Annotated in this window: 15 protein-coding genes; 12 read left to right on the top strand and 3 right to left on the bottom strand. The window is 46.8% G+C overall.

Translation table 11 applies throughout. The features are described from left to right. The first annotated feature begins 1,044 nt into the window (after positions 1–1,044). The 6 genes from KGF70_RS06605 to KGF70_RS06580 all read left to right on the top strand — a co-directional run bounded on the left by KGF70_RS06605 (position 1,045) and on the right by KGF70_RS06580 (position 8,368). Positions 1,045–1,974, top strand: a complete 930-nt coding sequence (locus tag KGF70_RS06605) for an L-lactate dehydrogenase (protein WP_216786422.1) — start codon at positions 1,045–1,047, stop codon at positions 1,972–1,974. 161 nt (positions 1,975–2,135) lie between these two features. Beyond that, a complete protein-coding gene (locus KGF70_RS06600) occupies positions 2,136–3,110 on the top strand; it encodes a DUF2785 domain-containing protein (protein WP_216767863.1) in 975 nt (324 codons plus the stop codon). A 21-nt stretch (positions 3,111–3,131) separates the two neighbouring features. Continuing rightward, positions 3,132–4,160 carry a zinc-binding alcohol dehydrogenase family protein gene (locus KGF70_RS06595; protein ID WP_216767864.1) on the top strand — a complete coding sequence of 343 codons (1,029 nt, stop codon included), beginning with the start codon at positions 3,132–3,134 and terminating at the stop codon, positions 4,158–4,160. Between the two features lie 102 nt (positions 4,161–4,262). Beyond that, entirely contained in the window at positions 4,263–5,375 is a 1,113-nt protein-coding gene (locus KGF70_RS06590; RefSeq protein ID WP_003639204.1) for a D-alanine--D-alanine ligase family protein, read from the top strand. A 71-nt stretch (positions 5,376–5,446) separates the two neighbouring features. Next, positions 5,447–7,021: a glycerophosphodiester phosphodiesterase gene (locus KGF70_RS06585; protein WP_216767865.1), complete on the top strand. Its 1,575-nt coding sequence runs from the start codon at positions 5,447–5,449 to the stop codon at positions 7,019–7,021. A gap of 450 nt (positions 7,022–7,471) precedes the next feature. Continuing rightward, entirely contained in the window at positions 7,472–8,368 is an 897-nt protein-coding gene (locus KGF70_RS06580; RefSeq protein ID WP_003639202.1) for a helix-turn-helix transcriptional regulator, read from the top strand. Positions 8,369–9,698: 1,330 nt separating this feature from the next. On the opposite strand, the gene KGF70_RS06575 is transcribed toward KGF70_RS06580, so the two are convergent. From KGF70_RS06575 to KGF70_RS06565, 3 genes are all read right to left on the bottom strand, one after another. Then, positions 9,699–10,181, bottom strand: a complete 483-nt coding sequence (locus tag KGF70_RS06575) for a universal stress protein (protein ID WP_003644650.1) — start codon at positions 10,179–10,181, stop codon at positions 9,699–9,701. A 66-nt stretch (positions 10,182–10,247) separates the two neighbouring features. Further along, positions 10,248–10,532 carry a hypothetical protein gene (locus tag KGF70_RS06570; RefSeq protein WP_216767866.1) on the bottom strand — a complete coding sequence of 95 codons (285 nt, stop codon included), beginning with the start codon at positions 10,530–10,532 and terminating at the stop codon, positions 10,248–10,250. Between the two features lie 446 nt (positions 10,533–10,978). After that, entirely contained in the window at positions 10,979–12,259 is a 1,281-nt protein-coding gene (locus KGF70_RS06565) for a replication-associated recombination protein A (RefSeq protein ID WP_216767867.1), read from the bottom strand. Positions 12,260–12,624: 365 nt separating this feature from the next. Here KGF70_RS06565 and gshAB point away from each other — a divergent pair, with 365 nt between their 5' ends. The 6 genes from gshAB (at position 12,625) to KGF70_RS06535 (ending at position 19,490) form a co-directional block, all read left to right on the top strand. After that, positions 12,625–14,874: a bifunctional glutamate--cysteine ligase GshA/glutathione synthetase GshB gene (gene gshAB / locus KGF70_RS06560; RefSeq protein ID WP_216767868.1), complete on the top strand. Its 2,250-nt coding sequence runs from the start codon at positions 12,625–12,627 to the stop codon at positions 14,872–14,874. Between the two features lie 338 nt (positions 14,875–15,212). Then, a complete protein-coding gene (pxpB, locus tag KGF70_RS06555; protein ID WP_088771035.1) occupies positions 15,213–15,926 on the top strand; it encodes a 5-oxoprolinase subunit PxpB in 714 nt (237 codons plus the stop codon). 3 nt (positions 15,927–15,929) lie between these two features. Further along, positions 15,930–16,934, top strand: a complete 1,005-nt coding sequence (locus KGF70_RS06550) for a biotin-dependent carboxyltransferase family protein (protein ID WP_216767869.1) — start codon at positions 15,930–15,932, stop codon at positions 16,932–16,934. Positions 16,935–16,938: 4 nt separating this feature from the next. After that, entirely contained in the window at positions 16,939–17,367 is a 429-nt protein-coding gene (locus tag KGF70_RS06545) for an acetyl-CoA carboxylase biotin carboxyl carrier protein subunit (RefSeq protein ID WP_088771037.1), read from the top strand. 19 nt (positions 17,368–17,386) lie between these two features. Next, the gene (locus KGF70_RS06540) at positions 17,387–18,766 is read left to right on the top strand and encodes an acetyl/propionyl/methylcrotonyl-CoA carboxylase subunit alpha (RefSeq protein ID WP_216767870.1); all 1,380 of its coding nucleotides are present in this window, start codon (positions 17,387–17,389) and stop codon (positions 18,764–18,766) included. Further along, positions 18,708–19,490, top strand: a complete 783-nt coding sequence (locus tag KGF70_RS06535; RefSeq protein ID WP_216767871.1) for a putative hydro-lyase — start codon at positions 18,708–18,710, stop codon at positions 19,488–19,490. Before KGF70_RS06540 ends, KGF70_RS06535 begins: the two co-directional genes overlap by 59 nt. Positions 19,491–19,504 lie beyond the last annotated feature (14 nt).

Genomic DNA, 19,504 nt, shown 5'->3' with positions numbered 1-19,504 from the left:
TCCAACCTTAGGGGTTCACTTTAACCTCAATCATCATGATTGGGGTGGCATGCTTTTTTGAAGCTGGGTCTGTGCCTTGATCTGCGCGCAGTCGTGTTAACAGTCTGTGCATGGTATTTATCAAACTTTTGGCAACAGAGCATGCTTTGGTGTGGCCCCGTTTATCAGGCCCATTTTTGCGGACTTTGCAGTGGCCCTTAATTGTGCTTCAGTAGTGATTCTTACCCCTCTAAATCAGCTAAAAAGCTTGCCAAACAATACAACGAACCTAGCAAGTTCAAATAGTACGCCGAGCGCAAGGAACAGGACTAATGTAATCAGTCCGACTTTTTTGATTGTCATCTTAATCCCCCATTTTATAAATGATATACAACCGATGATATGATTTTATTACAAAACACCACCGCTGTGGAAGCAGGTGGGCTTGCAATTTATTTGAATCATCGGGTCCTGGGAACTTGTCCTGATCACCAAAGATAACAAAGTCCTGAATTCTAACGAAGGGAATTTTGTCGACTAAGTTCAAGACTAGTTGCCATTGAAATTTAGTATCATTAAGATGAGTGACTGATATTCAGTACGCTTCGCAGACTTCAAATGCCTTAACGCATCAACGATACCGTTTATAAGTTTGACTGAAGGTCCAGTCTCCTAATATTCAGTGGTCAATTGCACCCAGATAGGTAGCTGTTCATCTGCCATTCGAGCGGTTTCCCGACTGAAGGGGCTGGCGGACAATGCTCAAGGGCGAAATTCTTCTTGTCCGGGTGGGTTTCCCGGGTTAGAAGAAGACTCGTATTTGAAATTGCGCAGTGGTTTTCTGCGTGAGTTCAAATCGATGTCCGCCCTGTTCCAGCGTTGTCAGCCGGCCCCGGAAGTCGGACTAGGACGAGCAAATGCCGACGAACAAGTCACTACCCCATACATGAAAACCTCAAAATTAGAACATTCTTAAAATCCCGTGAGACAGCGTCCTGCTTGACTTTATAGCGGTTCCAAGGTACGCTTACCAAGTTAAATAAACTACAGATTGGAGTTTGCAGCATGCGTAAATATGGTGTGATCGGGTTAGGCCAAGTCGGTGCGACGGTGGCTTATACGTTGGTTCAACAAGGAATTGTTGATGAATTGGTCTTAATTGACAAGAATGAGGCCTTGGCGAAGGCCCAAAAGCTCGATTTAGACGATACGTCTCCTCGGCTAAGCTCAACAACTAAAATCATTTTAAATGACTACGATGCCTTAGCAGACGCCGAAGTATTGATTGTGGCTTCCGGTAATATTGGGGCAATCGATATGAACAGTTCAAAGGGGCGCTTTGGTGAATACGATTTGAATCAAGCCATCGTCCGTGATATTGCGCCTAAAATCGTGGCGTCCGGCTTCAAGGGGATTCTTATTGATATCATGAACCCATGTGATGTGATGACCGATTACTTACAACGAATGACTGGGTTTCCACGCAACCGGGTCTTTGGGACCGGGACGTTCCTCGATACGGCACGGATGCAAAAATATGTGGGACAAGCAACTGGGACGAACGGTAAAAATGTTTCAGGCTATGTTTATGGCGAACACGGCAATTCCCAATTTGTCGCTTGGTCCACGGTCAGTGTGAATGGTCAGCCAATCAAGAAATTCCCTGGCTTGAATCTTGACCAGTTGGAAGAAGATGCGCGGCAGGGGGCCTTTGCTGTCATGGCCGGGAAGCACTACACCAATTTTGCGATTGCCACTTGTGGCGTACGCTTGGCGGAAGCGGTTAGTGCTGACGCGCAGCTCGCTTGCCCAGTTTCGGCGTTTGACCCACAATTCGGAACTTACGTCGGTATGCCGGCTGTGATTGGCAAAAATGGGATCGAATCCTTGATCCAACTTGAACTGACGGCTGATGAACAAGCGTCATTAGCGGCTTCAGCCAAGTTTATCAAGTCACAGGTCGACGTGCTGCCAGGTGCTGAAGTTAACGCATAATTAACACATGATCAAACGATTTAGTTAGGGACCATCAAGAGCGACCTGAGTAGTCATCAGTCGATCTTGATGGTCCTTTATAAAACTAGTGGGTTCTCTTGGGCAGACGGGCGCCAACATGCTAAATATAGAAGTTAAATTGGATATTTACGAGGTCATTTATGCAAGCAGAGAAATTGAAGCAGGTTAAAGATGCAGTTTTAAAATTGAGACAGCAACTGCGCTCAGGACAGCTCTATCAGTCGTTACCAATTCGGATGGACGGGCTGGTTGCGCAGTTGCCGCAGACGGTCACAACGACGGTGACGCTTCCTAGTGATGAGGAAGTCCTGCCCTTGATTGCGGACCTTCACGAACAATTAACGAAGGGCACGTTGACGGCCATCAGTGATGAGCAGATTCGACAGCTAATGGCCCATATTGGCTCACGTAATCCGCGTGTACGTGACCAGGGTGTTTATTATTTACTAAATGAGGCCTTGCAACAGCAAGTCCTGACAACGCAACAGCTGGGCGATATTTTCGACCAGTTGATTCAAGATGACGTGTTATTTGCCCATATCGATGAACCACAGAATGACGCCGTTTATCAGCGCTCATTTGCTGTTTTATTATTATCAGTTTTACTATATGCCGACCATGCGGGGTTAGCTTTCATGACCCCCGCACGCTTGGAACTCATCGTTACCCAGATGACCGCTTATATTTTGCTCGAGCAGGATACGCGCGGTTTTGTTGGGACGACCGGGTGGGCTCATGCCTATACGCATATCGGCAATATTTTAGACGAGTTAGCGGATGAATCAGAATTAGCGCGTGCGGATAAATTGCTGTTATTGGCGGCCCTGATGAGTCGTTACCAAACACTGACGACGCCCTTGATTTTTGGCGAACCAGAGCGCTTGTCGTCTTATTTGACGCTGATTTCCAATAAGGATGAGTTGTATTGTGAGTACTTGCTGATGGCACTCAAACGGTGGCACCAACGGTTAATGGCCCACCGTCACCCCAATAGTGAAGCAGAATGGACGCAGATCTTTAATCGGAATCGGTTGCTAGAAGCCTTAGCACTCCATGATGATTTGCCAACCGCGGTGGTCGATTATTTAGATGATGAATTGGAATTTTTAGGATAGTTTTGAAAGGAAGTCTTTTGAATGCAAGCAAAAGCAGTTGGGGTCTTACAAGGATTACCGATCAGTGACCCACGGAGTTTACAGGACGTGACCATTGACGTTGCACAGCCACAGGGACGAGATATTCTCGTGGAAGTCTTGGCGACGTCGGTTAATCCGATTGATACGAAGCAGCGTCAGGGGCAGCCTGAAGTCACGACACCACGGATACTAGGCTTTGATGCTGTCGCAAAGGTCCTGGCAGTCGGGGAGGCCGTTACGACGATCATGACCGACGATATCGTCTATTACGCTGGTGCGGTCGACCGTCCTGGTAGTAATGCCCAGTATCAACTCGTTGATGAACGACTCGTGGCTTGTGCACCGAAAACCTGGACGACAGCAGAATCGGCAGGCTTACCGTTGACGACTTTGACTGCGTGGGAAGCTTTGTTTGAAAAGTTACCTTATACGGCAGCTGCGGATGCCAATGTCGGTCACAGCGTTTTAATCATTAATGGTGCCGGTGGAGTTGGTTCCATGGCGATTCAATTGGCCAAGTGGGTCGGGCTCACAGTGGTCACGACGACTGGTAAGCCTGAAACGACTGCCTGGGTCAAGCAACTTGGTGCTGATGTCGTGTTGGATTATCATCAGGACTTGGCGCCACAACTGGCCGCTGCGGGTCTAGACAGTGTCGAGCATGCGATCCTACTGCATTCTACTGATCTGTACTTGCCAATCGTGACCCCACTGGTCCAACCACTCGGGACGATTGTGGCGGTGGTGACGAATCAGAAGCCGCTACCGATGGACTTGCTGAAGCCCAAGAGCTTGAACTTTGCTTGGGAGTTCATGTTCACGAAGGCCAATTATCGGCTGACGACCATGGCGACGCAGGGGATTATCTTGGCGCGCGTCGCTCAGCTGGCGGATGCTGGGATCATCGTTCCAACGACCAAGCAAACGTTGACTGGCATCAATGCAGCTAATCTGCGGCAAGCCCATGAAATCGTCGAAACAGGCCAAATGTTAGGTAAAGTTGTTTTGACTAGCCCCTTCAATGCTTAAAAAAGCATGTTTTGGTTGCAAAAATGTTTCCAATTGTGCTCAGATATTGTAGAATTAATTAAGCCGTAGTATGAAATAAACCTTGATAGGATGAACAAAATTATGGAGACACAAAAAAAGATCCACGTTGGGATGTTATTTGGCGGGAACTCTTCAGAACACGATGTTTCAAAGCGTTCCGCTCATAACATTTATGATGCCATGGACAAGAATAAGTACGATGTTGATTTGTTTTTACTGACAAAGGACGGAATTGTGCTAAGTGATGCCGCAACTCGGCGGGTATTTGATGGTGAACCAGAGGATCAAGTGGTGGCCGAAGAAATGCCGAAGTTGGACATGAGTGATCCATTAGCGCCCATCAAGAACCTTGCACTCGCTAAGGATATTGATATTTTCTACCCAGTTGTGCACGGTAATTTAGGTGAAGACGGGACCTTACAGGGACTCTTCAAGCTATTGAAAAAGCCGTATGTTGGGAGTGGCGTGTTAGCTTCTGCTGCTAGTTTCGATAAGGACATTACCAAGCAGATTTTGACACACCATCACATTCAGAACACCAAGTATGTCGTGGTAACGCCTGAAAACCGGGAACAAATGACCTATGCTTATTTGCAAGCACACGTTGGCGATCATTTATTTATTAAGCCAGCGAACCAAGGGTCATCGGTCGGGATCCACAAGGCTGAAAACGAGCAGGAATATCTGGACGGCTTAGCAGATGCCTTCAAGTATGACTACAAGATTTTGGTCGAAGAATCCATCGACAATCCGCGTGAAGTCGAATGCTCAATCTTGGGTAACGAAGATCCGAAAGCTTCTAAGCTTGGGGCCATCGATGTCCCTAAGACGGATACGTTCTACGACTATAACAATAAGTTCGTGGACGCGAGTGGTGTGACCTTCGAATTACCTGTCGAATTGCCCGCAGACTTAACACAACGGATTCAACAAATGTCATTAGATGCCTTCAAAGCCTTAGGGTTGAAGGGCATGGCCCGCGTTGACTTCTTAGTTTCTGAAGATGGCGAACCTTATTTGGGCGAAATCAACACCTTACCTGGTTTCACGAATATTAGTTTGTATCCGAAATTATGGGAAGTCTCAGGAATCAGTTATACTGATTTGATCGATCAGTTGATTCAACTTGGGTTTGATGAATTTAAACGTCAATCTGAAATTCACTACGATTTTGTGGCTTTGGACGCAGAATAATTGGTGAATGTCGTGGTGGTTGGGATGAAGTCATTCATCGCAACCACCTTTTTTTACGAGGAGGGGTCAAAGTGAGTCATCGCGAAGGTCAATGGTTGGCGAGTCGTCGACAATTAACCGGACCATTCGCAAGCTGGTGGCTAGTCGGGTTGTGGCTGGCCCTGATAGTGAAGTTACTGGGCATTCAGTTGGGCGGCATCGTCACACTTGGGGGCTTACTGTTACTGAGTTTTTGGCTACCGTTATTCGCTGTTCGCAGTAGTCGTCGGCGCTGGACAGTCCGACAAATTGGCCGCTTATGGTGCCAATTAGTTGTACTGGCTGTGTGGTGGTTACCGCTCGGCTGGTTCAGCTACTTACCGACTGTTCAGGCGAGTTTGAAGTTACCAGCGGTTTGGCAAAACTGGCTTTTTAATACCCGTTATGAGTGGCTGCCAGTCGTCATCCCGTTGTGGCTGTTCTGTTGGTTAGCGAGTTGGAAATGGTTAGCAGGGGTTGCTCAGTTGATGGCAGTGCCGACCAGTTGGCGTGATTTTTGGCGCGCTGGGCGACAAAAACATTGGTGGTCGGTATTCAAAGCCAGTTTTGCCAAGCTGTTGGCAATCATTGGTTGGCTGGGGCTAGTGGTGATTGGCACTGGCTTCGTTTGGCTGAGTGGCATCGCGCCGCTGGGCAACGTCGGTAACCAACTGGTCAGTCGGGTGCTTGCTATCATTGTGCTCGCCATGGGACAAGCTTGGTGGTGGCACGTATTGATGGGTTGGTGGTCGATTCACTGGACTGATTCGAAAATCCCCGTACGGCCAAAGTGGCAGGGACGACTGTTAATGCTGATTGGCGGATTGGGTTTACTAGGCTATGCGGGTTGGTGGCTAGGAACGCCTCCTGAGACCACACCAGCCGTGATTGCCCATCGGGGTGTCAATGGCCATGACGGCGTACAGAACACGACAGCGGCGCTCAGAAAGACCGTTAAGCAGACGCATCCCGATATGGTGGAGATGGATATTCAGCCGACCGCCGATTTACACTGGGTCGTGATGCACGATCCAACGCTGAAAGCTTTGGCTGGGCAAGCTGGAACCGTCCGTGATTATCCGGTCAATGATTTGAGTGGTTTACCGCTGCGTGAACATGGCCAAACGGGGCGGTTGAGTACGTTTAAACAATACTTCGCCATTGCCCAACAGTTACACCAGCCACTATTAGTCGAAATCAAAGCAGTCGGACCGGCTGACCAATTGATGGGGCCGTTTGCGGACCGCTATGCGCAGTCGCTCGTGCGTCATCAAGGGGCCGTGCATTCGCTGGATTACCGGGTGATTGAACGGTTGCATCAGCGGAATACCAAGTTATCAGTGGGGTTCATTACGCCATTTTATCTGACTGATTTTGCAGATTCGGTCGCAAATTTTTATTCGCTACAAGCGTTGACAGCCACCCGTGAACAGATCAGTGCTGCACATCGGCACCAACAACCGGTCTATTTTTGGACGGTCGACCGGTCGTTTGACATGCAGCGCTTAGCGGCGATGGGGGCGGATGGCATCATTACCAACCGTCCTGGACAGTTGCGCCGTGTCCAGACTGACAGCAGCCATTATTATTTTTATCAATTGATAAATTGGTTCCTGGAGTGGTTATAATCTGCTGAAAAGAATATGAGAAGCAAGCTTAATTATTAAGGACGCAGATTCAGGTTGTTGAGGGTGTCATGACAATTACTTTTGACCTTATGTAAGGCTATTTGGCCCGGCTTTGAATCGCTTTCAGTAGTTATCACTTTTAATGAACAAGGCCTTAATTTGGCTGGTTAACAAACTGGGTCAGTCGATAATTAATAAATGACCTAACGCGGTTAACATGGTATAAACTTAATATTAAATAAGAATTACGCGTATTTCTTGCTTAAATTCCGTTATGTGAATATAATTATATGCGTAATTGGTATTGTCCAATTGACTAGGACTCAATTATTCGAACGTTTTAATGAGGATTGATTAGGTGTCACGATACCCTTACTTACGAAGTGGGGTCGGGTAAGGGTAGGTACAACTGAGTTTGGTTTAAGGCAGATCAAAAAAGAGGGGTTAAGTATGAGAATATTAGGCGAAAAGGTGCGGCAGTTCCGGAAGCGTAAGGGCATGTCGCAAAAAGAATTGGCAGAGGGTATTTGTACCCAGGCAACGATCAGTTTGATTGAGAAAAAAAGCAAGATTCCTAGTATGAAGATTATGATGAAAATCTGTAATCGATTAGGAATTCGTTTGTCAGAAGTGATTATTGAAAATGATGACCAGTTATATCGGACTTTCAAAAAAATTGATTCATTGATTCGTCACACGCAGCTCCAAGAAGCGCAGGATGTCTTTCAACGGATCCGGCCAAAGCAATTGCGTAGTAATAATGACAAGAAACAATATTACTACTACGAAGGCTACTTACAGCTTGTCTTGAACGACAACGCCGACGAAGCAATCTTCAACTTTGGCTTGTTATTGAACCAGTTTGTGAAGTCCAGCCATGATATGTATGCTATTTTAGCCACTTTGGGGACCGGCTTGGCTTACGAACGTAAGCAAGCCTATGATAAGGCTGAGATTTTTGTCAAACAGGCCGTGGCGACCTTGCATACGATCGACGCGCAAGCGATGCCAATGGGCGACGATGACTACTTGCAAAATGAGATTTTGATTTACGCTTCAGCCGCACAGCTCTATGCGAAGATCAACTTCCCAGAAGAAGCCCTTGAGTTAATTGACTTAGCCCTCAAGAAGGCCCAAGAAAGCCAGTCATTGTACTTGTTGGATCGGTTATATGCACAAAAAGCCGCCAACGAGGTCGTGTTAAATAACGTGCAATCCGCGCACGACCACTATTACGTGGCCTACGCGTTGAGCCTCGTTACGCACAACACTTCTTTAACTGAAAAGATTACCAAGGAAATGGCCGCTTACCACATTGCACCATTGCAAGTGGCAAACGAAGCTTAATTCGCGATATGAGCCAGCTAACGCTAGACCAGCCTAGTAGGAGGGGATTCTCTCTTTCTATGAGTGCCGGCGTCGTTAGCTGGCTTTTTTTTGCCGTTGTCAGTAGCCCAACAATGGCGACATTCTCACGATGTTATCTCCCAGTCAACATCACGCATTGTGTTAGTCAATTTGTCATGAATCATGCTGTTTTCTAAGTTCAAGTGCTGCCAGCTGAACCCCGCTGGAAACGGTGCGAGTTACTGGAAACTTGCTGTTGTACGTTCGTCCTAAGCCGGCTTCCAGGCATTCTGGGCAATGGCCGGAACGTGGTGGACAGATTTAAGCCGACAACCCACGTCTTAAATACTGGTCTTTCACGTTAGCTGCAGTATGGATGAAACGTGTTCGGGTCAGACTGGGACTTCCGGTTAGCTACGCCAGAACGCCAAGCGGAAAAGCACCGCTTAACGCTCTAGCTAGGCTAATCCTCAGTCCCAACCGTCTGAGCCTCACACTCTGAGAAGCACTGGGCCTTGCCCAGAATACCTTCCAGCCGGGATGGTATTCGAAAGGCGGACATGTGCGGCCTCAACTTTTTGTTGGATTAGTCGTTGATTCTTGGCTAACAGTCATTTTGACATTTAACTGTGAGACTTGTTCTCAATGATAGCTAAACTTTCTTCCCGGATTTTAAATCATCGAATCATCGGGTTCACTGGACTTGCCATAACTTTCTTTGGTCGGCCTGAGATAGCAAAGTTTCGAACTATAAACGAGGACAATTTTATCGACTAATTTCAAGATCAGTTGCCATTTGGATTAGTGAGTAACATTTAGGAAATCTTCCGGTACATAAATACCATAAAGCATCACAGTTTCCGCTTAATCATTTGCCTGAAGAACTAGGCACTTAAGATTCAGTGGTCAATTGTACCTAGATAGGTGGCCGTTCATCCGCCATTCGAGCGGCTTCCCGACTGGAGGGGCTGGCGGACAATGCTCAAGGGCGAAATTCTTCTTGTCCGGGTGAATTTCCCGGGCTAGAAGAAGACTCGTATTTGAAATTGCGCAGTGATTTTCTGCGTGAGTTCAAATCGATGTCCGCCCTGTTCCAGCGTTGTCAGCCGGCCCTGGAAGTCGGAATAAGGAGATCACCGGCTGACGAACAGCAATCCAAAACAGCATGATTTAATCATCTTTACTGCTGAACAATAACTAGTATGACGGGTCAACATTATAGACGACAATCAGGATGGCTTTGAAATGCTGTGCAACTTCAGGCTATCAAGCACAAAAAGACGCGCCAAGACTTTTCAGCCTTTAGCGCGTCAATCATGATTAATAAAGCTTATTTCTTCTTAGGTTTTGGTGCAGGCTTATTTTCTAAGTCAGTCCGAACCACGAGCACGTCACAAACAGCCATCCGGGTGACATATTCAGTGACGGAACCAATCAATAAGCGTTCAACGGCATTTAAACCGGTGGCGCCAATCATGATTAAGTCAATGCCCATGTCCTTAGGAACGTCCCGTGCGATAATCGTCTTTGGTGCGCCATACTCGATGGAGTAATCGACGTTATCTAAGCCGTCCGCTTTAGCCTCAGCAACATACTTGTCCAGTGTCTTTTGTGCGGTATCCGTAACTTGTTCAACCATGGTCGTATCAAAACTAGAAATGTTTTGGAATGCCCGGGTGTCAACCACGTGCACCATGTGAACGGAAGCGTTAGGGCCGTTCCGTTTCGCGACCGCGACCGCCTTCTTAAATGCTAATTCCGCTTCATAGGAACCATCAACAGGAACTAAAATGTGTTGGTATTGTTGTAACATCATTCTCACCCCTCATTACTTTATAACTATATTGTAAAGGTTTTCGTGAAAAATAAAAAGCGTTTTCTATGAGATTTGCATAAAACTGACCAAAATTAGTGCAATGGCCATCATAATCAGCGACCCACTTGCCAATACAATGGCAATCAACATCGTCGTTTGGACAAAAATGGCGACCAGGCAGCCGAGTGTAACGAGTAACATCAAACCACCACCATAACGGGCGACGTGTTTGATGGTGGGTGCCTTATTTGGGTCGAAAAATAGAAACGGCCGTGACTGATGGGTCAGTAAGTAGTAACTGAGCCACCCGGCAATTAGGGTGTAAAGGACGAGCAGTATAGTAATCAAAATGTGCCTCCAATAGTGATGATGGTTTTATTTTAGCGGATTCCAGAACGGAAGACAACTGCAACGCAGGGGATGAAATGCCGGGCGCAGATTGGACCGTCAGCGAACCAACCGGTTAGTTGGTGAAGTTAGTTGCCGCATAAAATTGTGAATAAAAAAAGGGCCAGGACAAGTCCTGACCGACGGAAGTAAACTTCCGGAAAAACTAGTGGTGCCGTTAATCGCCCTTCAGTATTGACCCGCTTCAAGGCAGGTGGGACGTTCTGACTAATCCGCTAACTACCAAAGGATAAGGTATGTTATGGGATTAGCTAACGGACATCCCAAAGTAGTATTAATTGTTCGGCAACACTTTGTTTAGAGCAATGCGCACACCTTAGTAATTTCGACTCTTAGTCTAGCATATAAAAATAAAAGTTGCAATTATAAGCACAGCTTCGCGATTGTTAGCGGTTTCGCACGTTGGCTTTTAATAATTTCTCGTATTGTTGGGCAAGGGCAGTTTCGTAGCGACCATTCGTTTTCGGTTCGTAGTACTGGTCAGACTTAATCGCGTCTGGTAAGTACTGTTGCGCGACCCAGTCTCCGGGGTGGTCGTGGGGAAAATCATAGCCGACACCGTGACCGAGTTTAGCCGCCCCTTGATAATGGGCGTCCTTGATGTCGTCTGGAATATCACCGAAGTGTCCGTTGCGAACCGTCGTCAAAGCGGCATCAATTGCACTGATTCCAGAATTGGACTTCGGCGATAAAGCTAGCTCGATGACCGCGTCGGCTAGTGGAATGCGGGCTTCCGGAAAGCCCAGTTGGTCAGCGGCTTGAACAGCCGAGACGGTGTGGGCGCATGCGGCTGGATTTGCTAGACCAATGTCCTCATATGCGATGACCATCAGGCGGCGCATGATACTCTTTAAGTCACCGGCTTCCACCAACCGGGCGAGATAATGCAAGGCTGCATTGACGTCCGACCCGCGAATCGATTTTTGAAAAGCGGAGATGACATCGTAGTGGGCGTCGCCATCTTTGTCAGCTGAAAGGGCCTTTTTCTGTAAACATTCTTCAATTGTGGCTTGCGAAATGGTGATCGTCCCATCCTCAGCTGGGGTCGAAGAAAGTACCGCGAGTTCCAGTCCGTTAAGCGCACTCCGTAAATCACCATTGGTGGCCGTGCAGAGATGATGCATGGCAGCGGGATCCAGATCCACTTGATAATTACCGAGACCGTTAGTTTTGTCAGCAAGCGCCCGTTCAATTGCGTGCTGGATATCGTCAGCGGTCAGTGGGAAAACTTGAAAAATTTGCGTCCGACTGCGAATCGCCGGATTGATGCTGATGTATGGATTTTCAGTCGTGGCACCAATCAAAATGATGCGGCCACTTTCTAAGTGGGGCAATAAAAAGTCTTGTTTGGTTTTATCGAGTCGGTGGATTTCATCAAGCAGTAAGATTACAGTCCCGCTCATTTTAGCCTCTTCGGCGACGATTTGGAGTTGCTTTTTACTATCGGTCGCCGCGTTGAGCATTCGGAAGGCGTACTTAGTCGAGCCCGCAATCGCGCTGGCGATACTCGTCTTGCCGGTACCCGGTGGCCCGTACAAAATCATGGATGATAACCGTTTGGCTTTGACCATCCGCGCAATGATTTTGCCCGGACCGACCAATTGTTGCTGACCGACAACGTCTTCAAGTGTTTTCGGACGCATGCGATAAGCTAATGGTTGTTGCATCGTGTAATTCCTCCTTGCAAAACTAGTCCCAACTATTATAGCATTTACAGTGACCGACACCGAATAATAGGTTTACGTGTTGTGTTGGTTATGATATGACAATAAAGATGATTAAACGTACCAGTTCTTAAGCGCCAAATCCGCCAGCTTGGACCCGCGAAAAGCAGTGAGGTGTTACGTGAGCCTCAATCGATGGTCACCTTGTGTTAGCGTTGTCGGACAGCCCCGAAAGTTGGATTAGGTGATATACTCAGCTGACTAACGGTAAACCAACTACTGGCACGTTTTAATCACCATTCATCAAAATCAATTATCGCAATGCGTATAGGTTTAGCAGACTAAATAAAAAATAAGGACTGATCATTATGGAATTAGATGCAGTTGGTAAAGCAATTGTTCAGTATCATTTGGTCCCGCTCGTTCATCAGACGAACCTCGGGCTGGAAGTCACGATGCAGCGTGTTGATCGCCAGGGCCACCTCGCGACCACACCACATCCGCAGAGGTTTGGCAGTCCTCAGCAAAATCGGCAATTGCGACCGGGCTTTGCGGCTAGTACGTTAAAAATAGCCACACCCGTTCGGCACACGATTCCAACGTTGATGGCCGACTTGAACGGGCTAAACATGGCCGCTCGTCGGACGTTAGCAGCTGATGAACAGCTCTGGCCGCTGTCAAGTACACCAGTCTTGCCGGAAGACTTATCGACGATTCAACTGGCGGATGTTGATCAAACGAGTTACCAGCACCGCCGTGACTTGGCTCAGCAGACGGACCTCCAGAAACTACTGACGACTGGGACGCACGTGAATTTGAGCCTCAATGAGCAACTATTTACGCGGCTGTATAGCGAAGTCTTTCATCAGCAATATCATAGTTACGTCGATTTTCGCAACGCGATTTATTTGAAAGTCGCACAAGGCTTTGTGCGGATGAACTGGCTGATTCAGTATCTATTTGGAGCATCACCGCGATTAGCTGTGACCGATACCAAGACGCGGCCACGGCGCAGTAGCGTTCAGCATCCAGATGGGCGCTACCAACCCGTCAATGGGGACTACACGACGATTGACCGCTACGTTGCGAAATTAACGGCTGCAGTGCGTCAAAAGCAGTTGTTATCTGTGAACGATTTCGATGGTCCAGTTCGGTTTCACAGTAATGGCCAGTTAGCTACGATGGCACGCCAAGGGGTCTACTATGTTGAGTACCGCGGCCTTGACCTGGATCCAACCAAGGCCAACGGGGTCGACGCCAATGTCATCGCGCTGATGCGTCTATTGGCCAGTTATTTCGTGATGATGCCTGGTTTGCCAACCAAACTGGTGCCACAAGTCAATGCCCAGGCGGACCAATTAACCCAGCAGGTTTTAGCTGAAAATCCAACGACCGCCAGTGCTCAGGCCATTCCGGCAGCGCAAGTTTTAGATGCACTGGCCGATTTCGTGAAAGCGTATGGATTGCCGAATGATGACGCCGTGTTGTTGAAACAGTTAAAGCAACGGGTCACCGATCCGAAAAAGACGCCGAGTGCGCGGATTGCCAGTGAATCAGAACCGTTAACTTGGGCGTTGCAACAGGCAGCTAACTATCAGGAAGCAGCAACTGAACGACCATTTGAACTCGATGGCTTTACTGGACTGGATATTTCCAGCCAACAAGTGGTGCAGGCGGCGCTGACACGTGGTATTCAGGCAGATGTGATCGACGAGTCCGCAAATATTTTACGATTAACGAAGCTCGGTCAATCACGGCTGGTGGTCAATGGCAGCGGCACTGATTTGAATCCACAAGCCTTGACGACGGTTTTACAACATAAAGCTGCCGCCAAACAAGTCTTGGCTGAACACGGGGTACAGGTGCCCGCTTCACAGACTTACCATTCGGCCAGCCAGTTAATCGACGACTATGACCGCTACGTTCAAGCGGGCGGTATCGTGTTAAAAGCTGCGAATGCAACCCATAAAGTGGTCGTTTTCCGGATCATGCCAGAACGGCAGTTGTTCGAACAAGTCGTCCGGCAATTATTTGAGCAAACGCGTGCGGTAATGGCGGAAGAAGTCGTGGTTGCTTCAAGCTATCGCTTCTTAGTCATTGGCGGTCACGTTCAAGCGATTGTTGAGCGGCTCCCTGCTAACATCGTGGGGGATGGTCGTTCCACCGTTAAGACCCTACTTGCGCGCAAAAATGGCCGAGCATTACGTGGACCTGCCTTCCAGTACCCACAATCAGAACTTCAACTAGGGACAATCGAACGTTATCGATTGGCTTCCTATCATCTTGATTTAGACTCGGTCGTCAGTCGTGGAACACAGATTTTATTGCGTGAAGATGCGACCTTTGGGAATGGGGCAGACGTGCTCGATGCGACTGATGACATGCATCAATCGTATATTCAAGCGGTTGAAAAGTTGGTGGCGGACTTACAGTTATCCGTGGCCGGTGTGGATGTTATGATCCCAAACCTATACGCCGAATTAGTGCCTGAGCATCCTGAAATGGCGGTCTATCTGGGAATTCATGCCGCACCATACTTGTATCCACACTTATTCCCAACATTTGGGACGGCGCGGACGGTGGCGGATACGCTGGTGGAGACGTTGTTTGCGGAGTAGAGCTAGTTAAAGCCAAAAGCTTTGAGTGAATTCTATAACCGAAGAGATAAAGCATAATCTTCTCAATTGAACGATAAAGAGATCAGTAAACAAGTAAAATTAGAAAACAATTATAGAGATAACGGTTTATCAATTTTGATAAGCCGTTATTTTTTTAACTGATTAACGTTAAAAACTATATATCTTAAAGTTATTTACTGAATAATCATTGATATATTAGTCACTCAAACTAAAAATCAAGAGCTAAAATGTTTCAAATCATCGTCATGAATTTGAGTTTGGCTTGGAATGTGTTAAGCTAACTTCTAATCATTTTCTAATTAACAGGAGGATTGAGAATGGAATACAAAATTATTCCGGCAGGAGCGTCAGCGGTCAATATCACGATGCCAAACCGAATTGATCCTGAAATCAATCGATTCATACTTGCATTGATGAATCAGTTGAAAAAATATATATCAGACGGTATTCAAGCGATGGTACCCGCGTATCGTACGCTTACGGTGTTTTACAGGTCAGACCAGTTGACGATGCCCCAGATAACACAAATTATCAATAATGCGGCGTCAACTCTTGTTGTTGAGGACGCGAAAACCAAGCATATTCTGCATATTCCGGTTTGTTATGAGCCTCCTTTTGCTCCGGACTTGGAATTTGTTGCAGAACATGCACATTTAACAACGCGCGAAGTGATTACTGCCCATTGCCATCCTGATTATCTTATTTATATGTTGGGATTCTTACCTGGATTTGTCTATCTGGGTGGTTTAGCCTCTGAGATTGCGACCCCACGACTAGAAACACCTCGGAAAGTTGTACCAGCTGGTGCGGTAGGAATTGCCGGGTCACAAACTGGGATGTATCCTGTTGAGTCACCGGGCGGCTGGCAGATAATTGGTCAGACGCCGGTACAGTTATTCGATGTCAATCGGACACCTGTTATTTATTATCATGCGGGAGATTACATTCATTTTGATGCAATTAGTTCCCGAGAATACTGGCAGTGGCGTCGGCATCCACAAAAATTAAGCTTAACTGAACAGAGGTGTTGAATTATGGGGATTAGAGTTGAATCCGGTGGCTTTTTGACAACGGTTCAAGATGAAGGTCGCTATTTAGGCATGGCGTCAGGGTTCTCGACTGCTGGGAGTATGGATCAGAATGCCGCACTGCGGGCTAATATTTTGGTTGGCAACTCAAAAGAGGCAGCTGTCCTCGAATATGCAATCATCGGCCCCACACTAATATTTACTAGTCCTAACGTGATTGCCTTTGGAGGGGGCCTGGTTACCCCAAAGCTGAATGGTAGCCTTATCCCAAATTTTATCTTAGCTGTTGAACGAGGAGACCGGCTAGAGATTTGGCAACTGAGAGCAGGTCGTTATGGGTATATGGCAATCAACGGTGGCGTCCAAGTTGCACCGGTTCTGAAATCACGGTCAACAAGTGTTTTGTCGCATGTTGGTGGATTTCACGGCCGGCGTTTGGAAAGTGGCGACTATCTTCAAACGATTCTACCTGATTGTTGGCCCAAACCATTACCTAATCATCAGGATCAGTGGGCGCTTACCATGAAAAATTCAGTGCAGTCGGCAAAACAACCCGTGGTGATCCACATTACTCCTGGACCACAAGCTGACTGGTTTTCAAAAGAAACTTGTGCAACATTCGTTCAAAACGACTATGTTGTCGGTCAATCGTCTAATCGAATGGGAATTCGGTTGAAGGGAGATAGCATAGATACTGGTGAATTGCCGGAGATGCTGTCTGAAGCAACCGTTATGGGTGGCATTCAAGTGCCACGTGGTGGACAGCCAATTATCTTATTAGCTGATCGACAAACGACTGGTGGATATCCGGTTATCGGGGTTGTTGTCCCAAAGGATCTCAGCATGTTGGTTCAGCTAGTACCTGGGCAGCTACTCAGATTTGAATGGCAGTCGTTAAGGACCAGTCAACAAGCAGAGAAGGTGTCCCCTTGGCAGATGCAGCCACAAATATCGTTTACTCATAGACGGGTTGCCGCACAGATAGAACGATTATTTAAAGCAGGAGAGTGAAGTCATGGATGTTAAAGAAATCAAAAGTATTATGGCGTTGATGAGTGCGTATGGCGTGACAAAGTTTGATTATCGAGAGGGTGACCGACACTATCACCTGGAACGTCAGCCTGTTGACGGTGAATCGTCAGGGCTATCAGTAGCTGATGCTGATGATAGTGATTCTAGAAAATCAAACCGTGCTGCAACTTCAATATCAACCATCAAGGCGCCCTTAGTTGGCATTTATTATACTGCTACCAATCCAGGAGAAGGGCCACTAGTGAAAGTTGGCGACCATATCAAAAAAGGTCAGACGGTTGGCGTCATTGAGGCGATGAAGATGATGCACAATATTGTTTCGGATAAGGAAGGAACAATTACTAAAATCTGTGTTGGTAATGAAGAAACTGTTGAGTATGATCAAGACTTGCTGGAAGTGAGTTTGGATTGAATTTGAAAGGAAGAACTTCATGAAACGAGTACTGATAGCTAATCGTGGTGAAATCGCCGTACGTATCATTCGGGCATGCCGGGTGCGACACATACAGACCGTGGCGGTATACTCGACCGTTGACCGCGACGCTTTACATGTTCGGATGGCAGATATGGCAATTTGTATTGGGCCTGGTGAGCCCCAAGAGAGTTATTTGAATCAAGCGCGACTCATCAGTGCTGCACAAGTCATGGGTGCTGACGCGATTCACCCCGGTTACGGCTTTTTGTCAGAAAATGCTGAATTTGCCCAACGATGTATAGATAATCATTTGATATTCATTGGACCGACACCTGAAACAATTGCGCTACTCGGCGACAAGGCTGCAGCTAGAACTGCCATGCAAAATGCCAATATACCGGTTATCCCTGGAAGCCCCCGGTTGACTGATGTCCAGAAAGCCTGTCAAGCAGCGTCAAATATTGGATATCCTGTCATGCTGAAGGCTGTGGCTGGTGGCGGAGGAAAAGGGATGCGAATTATTAATGGCGAAGAAGAAATGAAGCAGGTGTTTTCAATTGCTAGTGAGGAGGCCAATGCCGCTTTTGGGAATGCAGAAATGTATATAGAAAAGTTAATTCTGAAACCGCGGCATATCGAGATTCAAGTGCTGGCGGATGAGCATGGACATGTTTTGAGCTTGGGAGAACGGGATTGCTCATTACAGCAATATCATCAAAAAGTAATCGAGGAAGCACCAAGTAGTATTGATGTTGAGAGTCGAGTAACTTTACAACAGCTTGCACGCAATGTCACCAAGACATTGGGGTTTCGTGGTGTTGGAACGCTTGAATTTCTGTATTGTGCACCCGGACAATATTATTTTATGGAGATGAATACGCGTATTCAAGTTGAACATCCAGTTACAGAATTGATTACAGGTCTTGATTTGGTAGATGCACAGCTGGGGGTCGCTAACCAAGAGCCCTTGTTGCTTCAACAATCGGATGTTCAACTAGACGGTCATGCAATTGAATGTCGTGTAACGGCGCTAGCCCCTGGACGTGTGTCTGGACTACACTTGCCAGGTGGAAATGGAATTCGTGTGGATACTGCGCTATATCAGGGTTATATGATTCCGCCAAATTATGATGCACTGATTGCAAAAATCATCGCCTATGGTCCAACTAGAGCAATTGCAATACGAAAACTGCAAGTTGCAATTTCAGAGACCGTAATTACGGGGGTTCCAACCAATCTTGATTTCGTTGATCAACTCATCCATAACGCTAAGTGGCTAGATAATCAGTTTGATATTGAATTTATTGATGAAGTTGTAAAAAATAGGAGGTCACACCATGACACCAGCAATGTTCAGACAAGCGTGTCGCCAAGGACTATATCGGGAACAAAGTAGTGGCCAGTGCCTAGGGTATACGCAAGCAAATTTGGTTATTTTACCAGAGAGCGAAGCTTATGATTTTTTGTTGTTTGCTCAGCGTAATCGCAAGGCTTGCCCAATTCTTGAAGTGACAGATGTGGGTTCAAGAAAGTTGAGTGTATTTGCAACAGATATCGATATTGCTCGAGATTGTCCCCAATATCGAGTTTATAGGAATGGTCAGCTCGTTGATAGTCCGTATGAGGTGAGTTCAATTTGGCAATCGGATTTTGTGACGTTTCTGATTGGCTGTAGTTTTTCATTTGAGTCAGCCTTATTAGAAAACGGTATTGAAATGAGACATATTACGTTGAAGAAGAATGTCCCAATGTATATGACTAATATTAAAACGACTCCGGCAGGACGATTTCACGGTAATGTGGTTGTCAGTATGCGACCAATTCCTGCCAAGCAAATTGCTCAGACTATTGCAATTACAGAACAGCTACCGCAAGTACACGGAATGCCAATCCAAGTTGGACAACCAGAGTCACTTGGAATCACTGATTTATCAAAGCCTGATTTTGGGGATTCAGTCCCAATTTATAACGGGGAAATACCAGTTTTCTGGGCGTGTGGTGTAACCCCGCAAGCGGTGGTAATGCAAAGCAAATTACCATTGGTCATCACGCATGCACCTGGACATATGTTGATGACTGATATTTTAGATACTGAGTTGACAAAAGTTCTGGGTGAATAATACGAGGAGTGTTG

The organism is Lactiplantibacillus sp. 7.2.4, from assembly GCF_018991185.1.
In the GTDB taxonomy this organism is placed as follows: Bacteria; Bacillota; Bacilli; order Lactobacillales; family Lactobacillaceae; genus Lactiplantibacillus; species Lactiplantibacillus pentosus.
The sequence above is the reverse complement of the archived record's forward strand: the minus strand, read 5'-3'. Positions and strand labels throughout refer to the sequence as shown.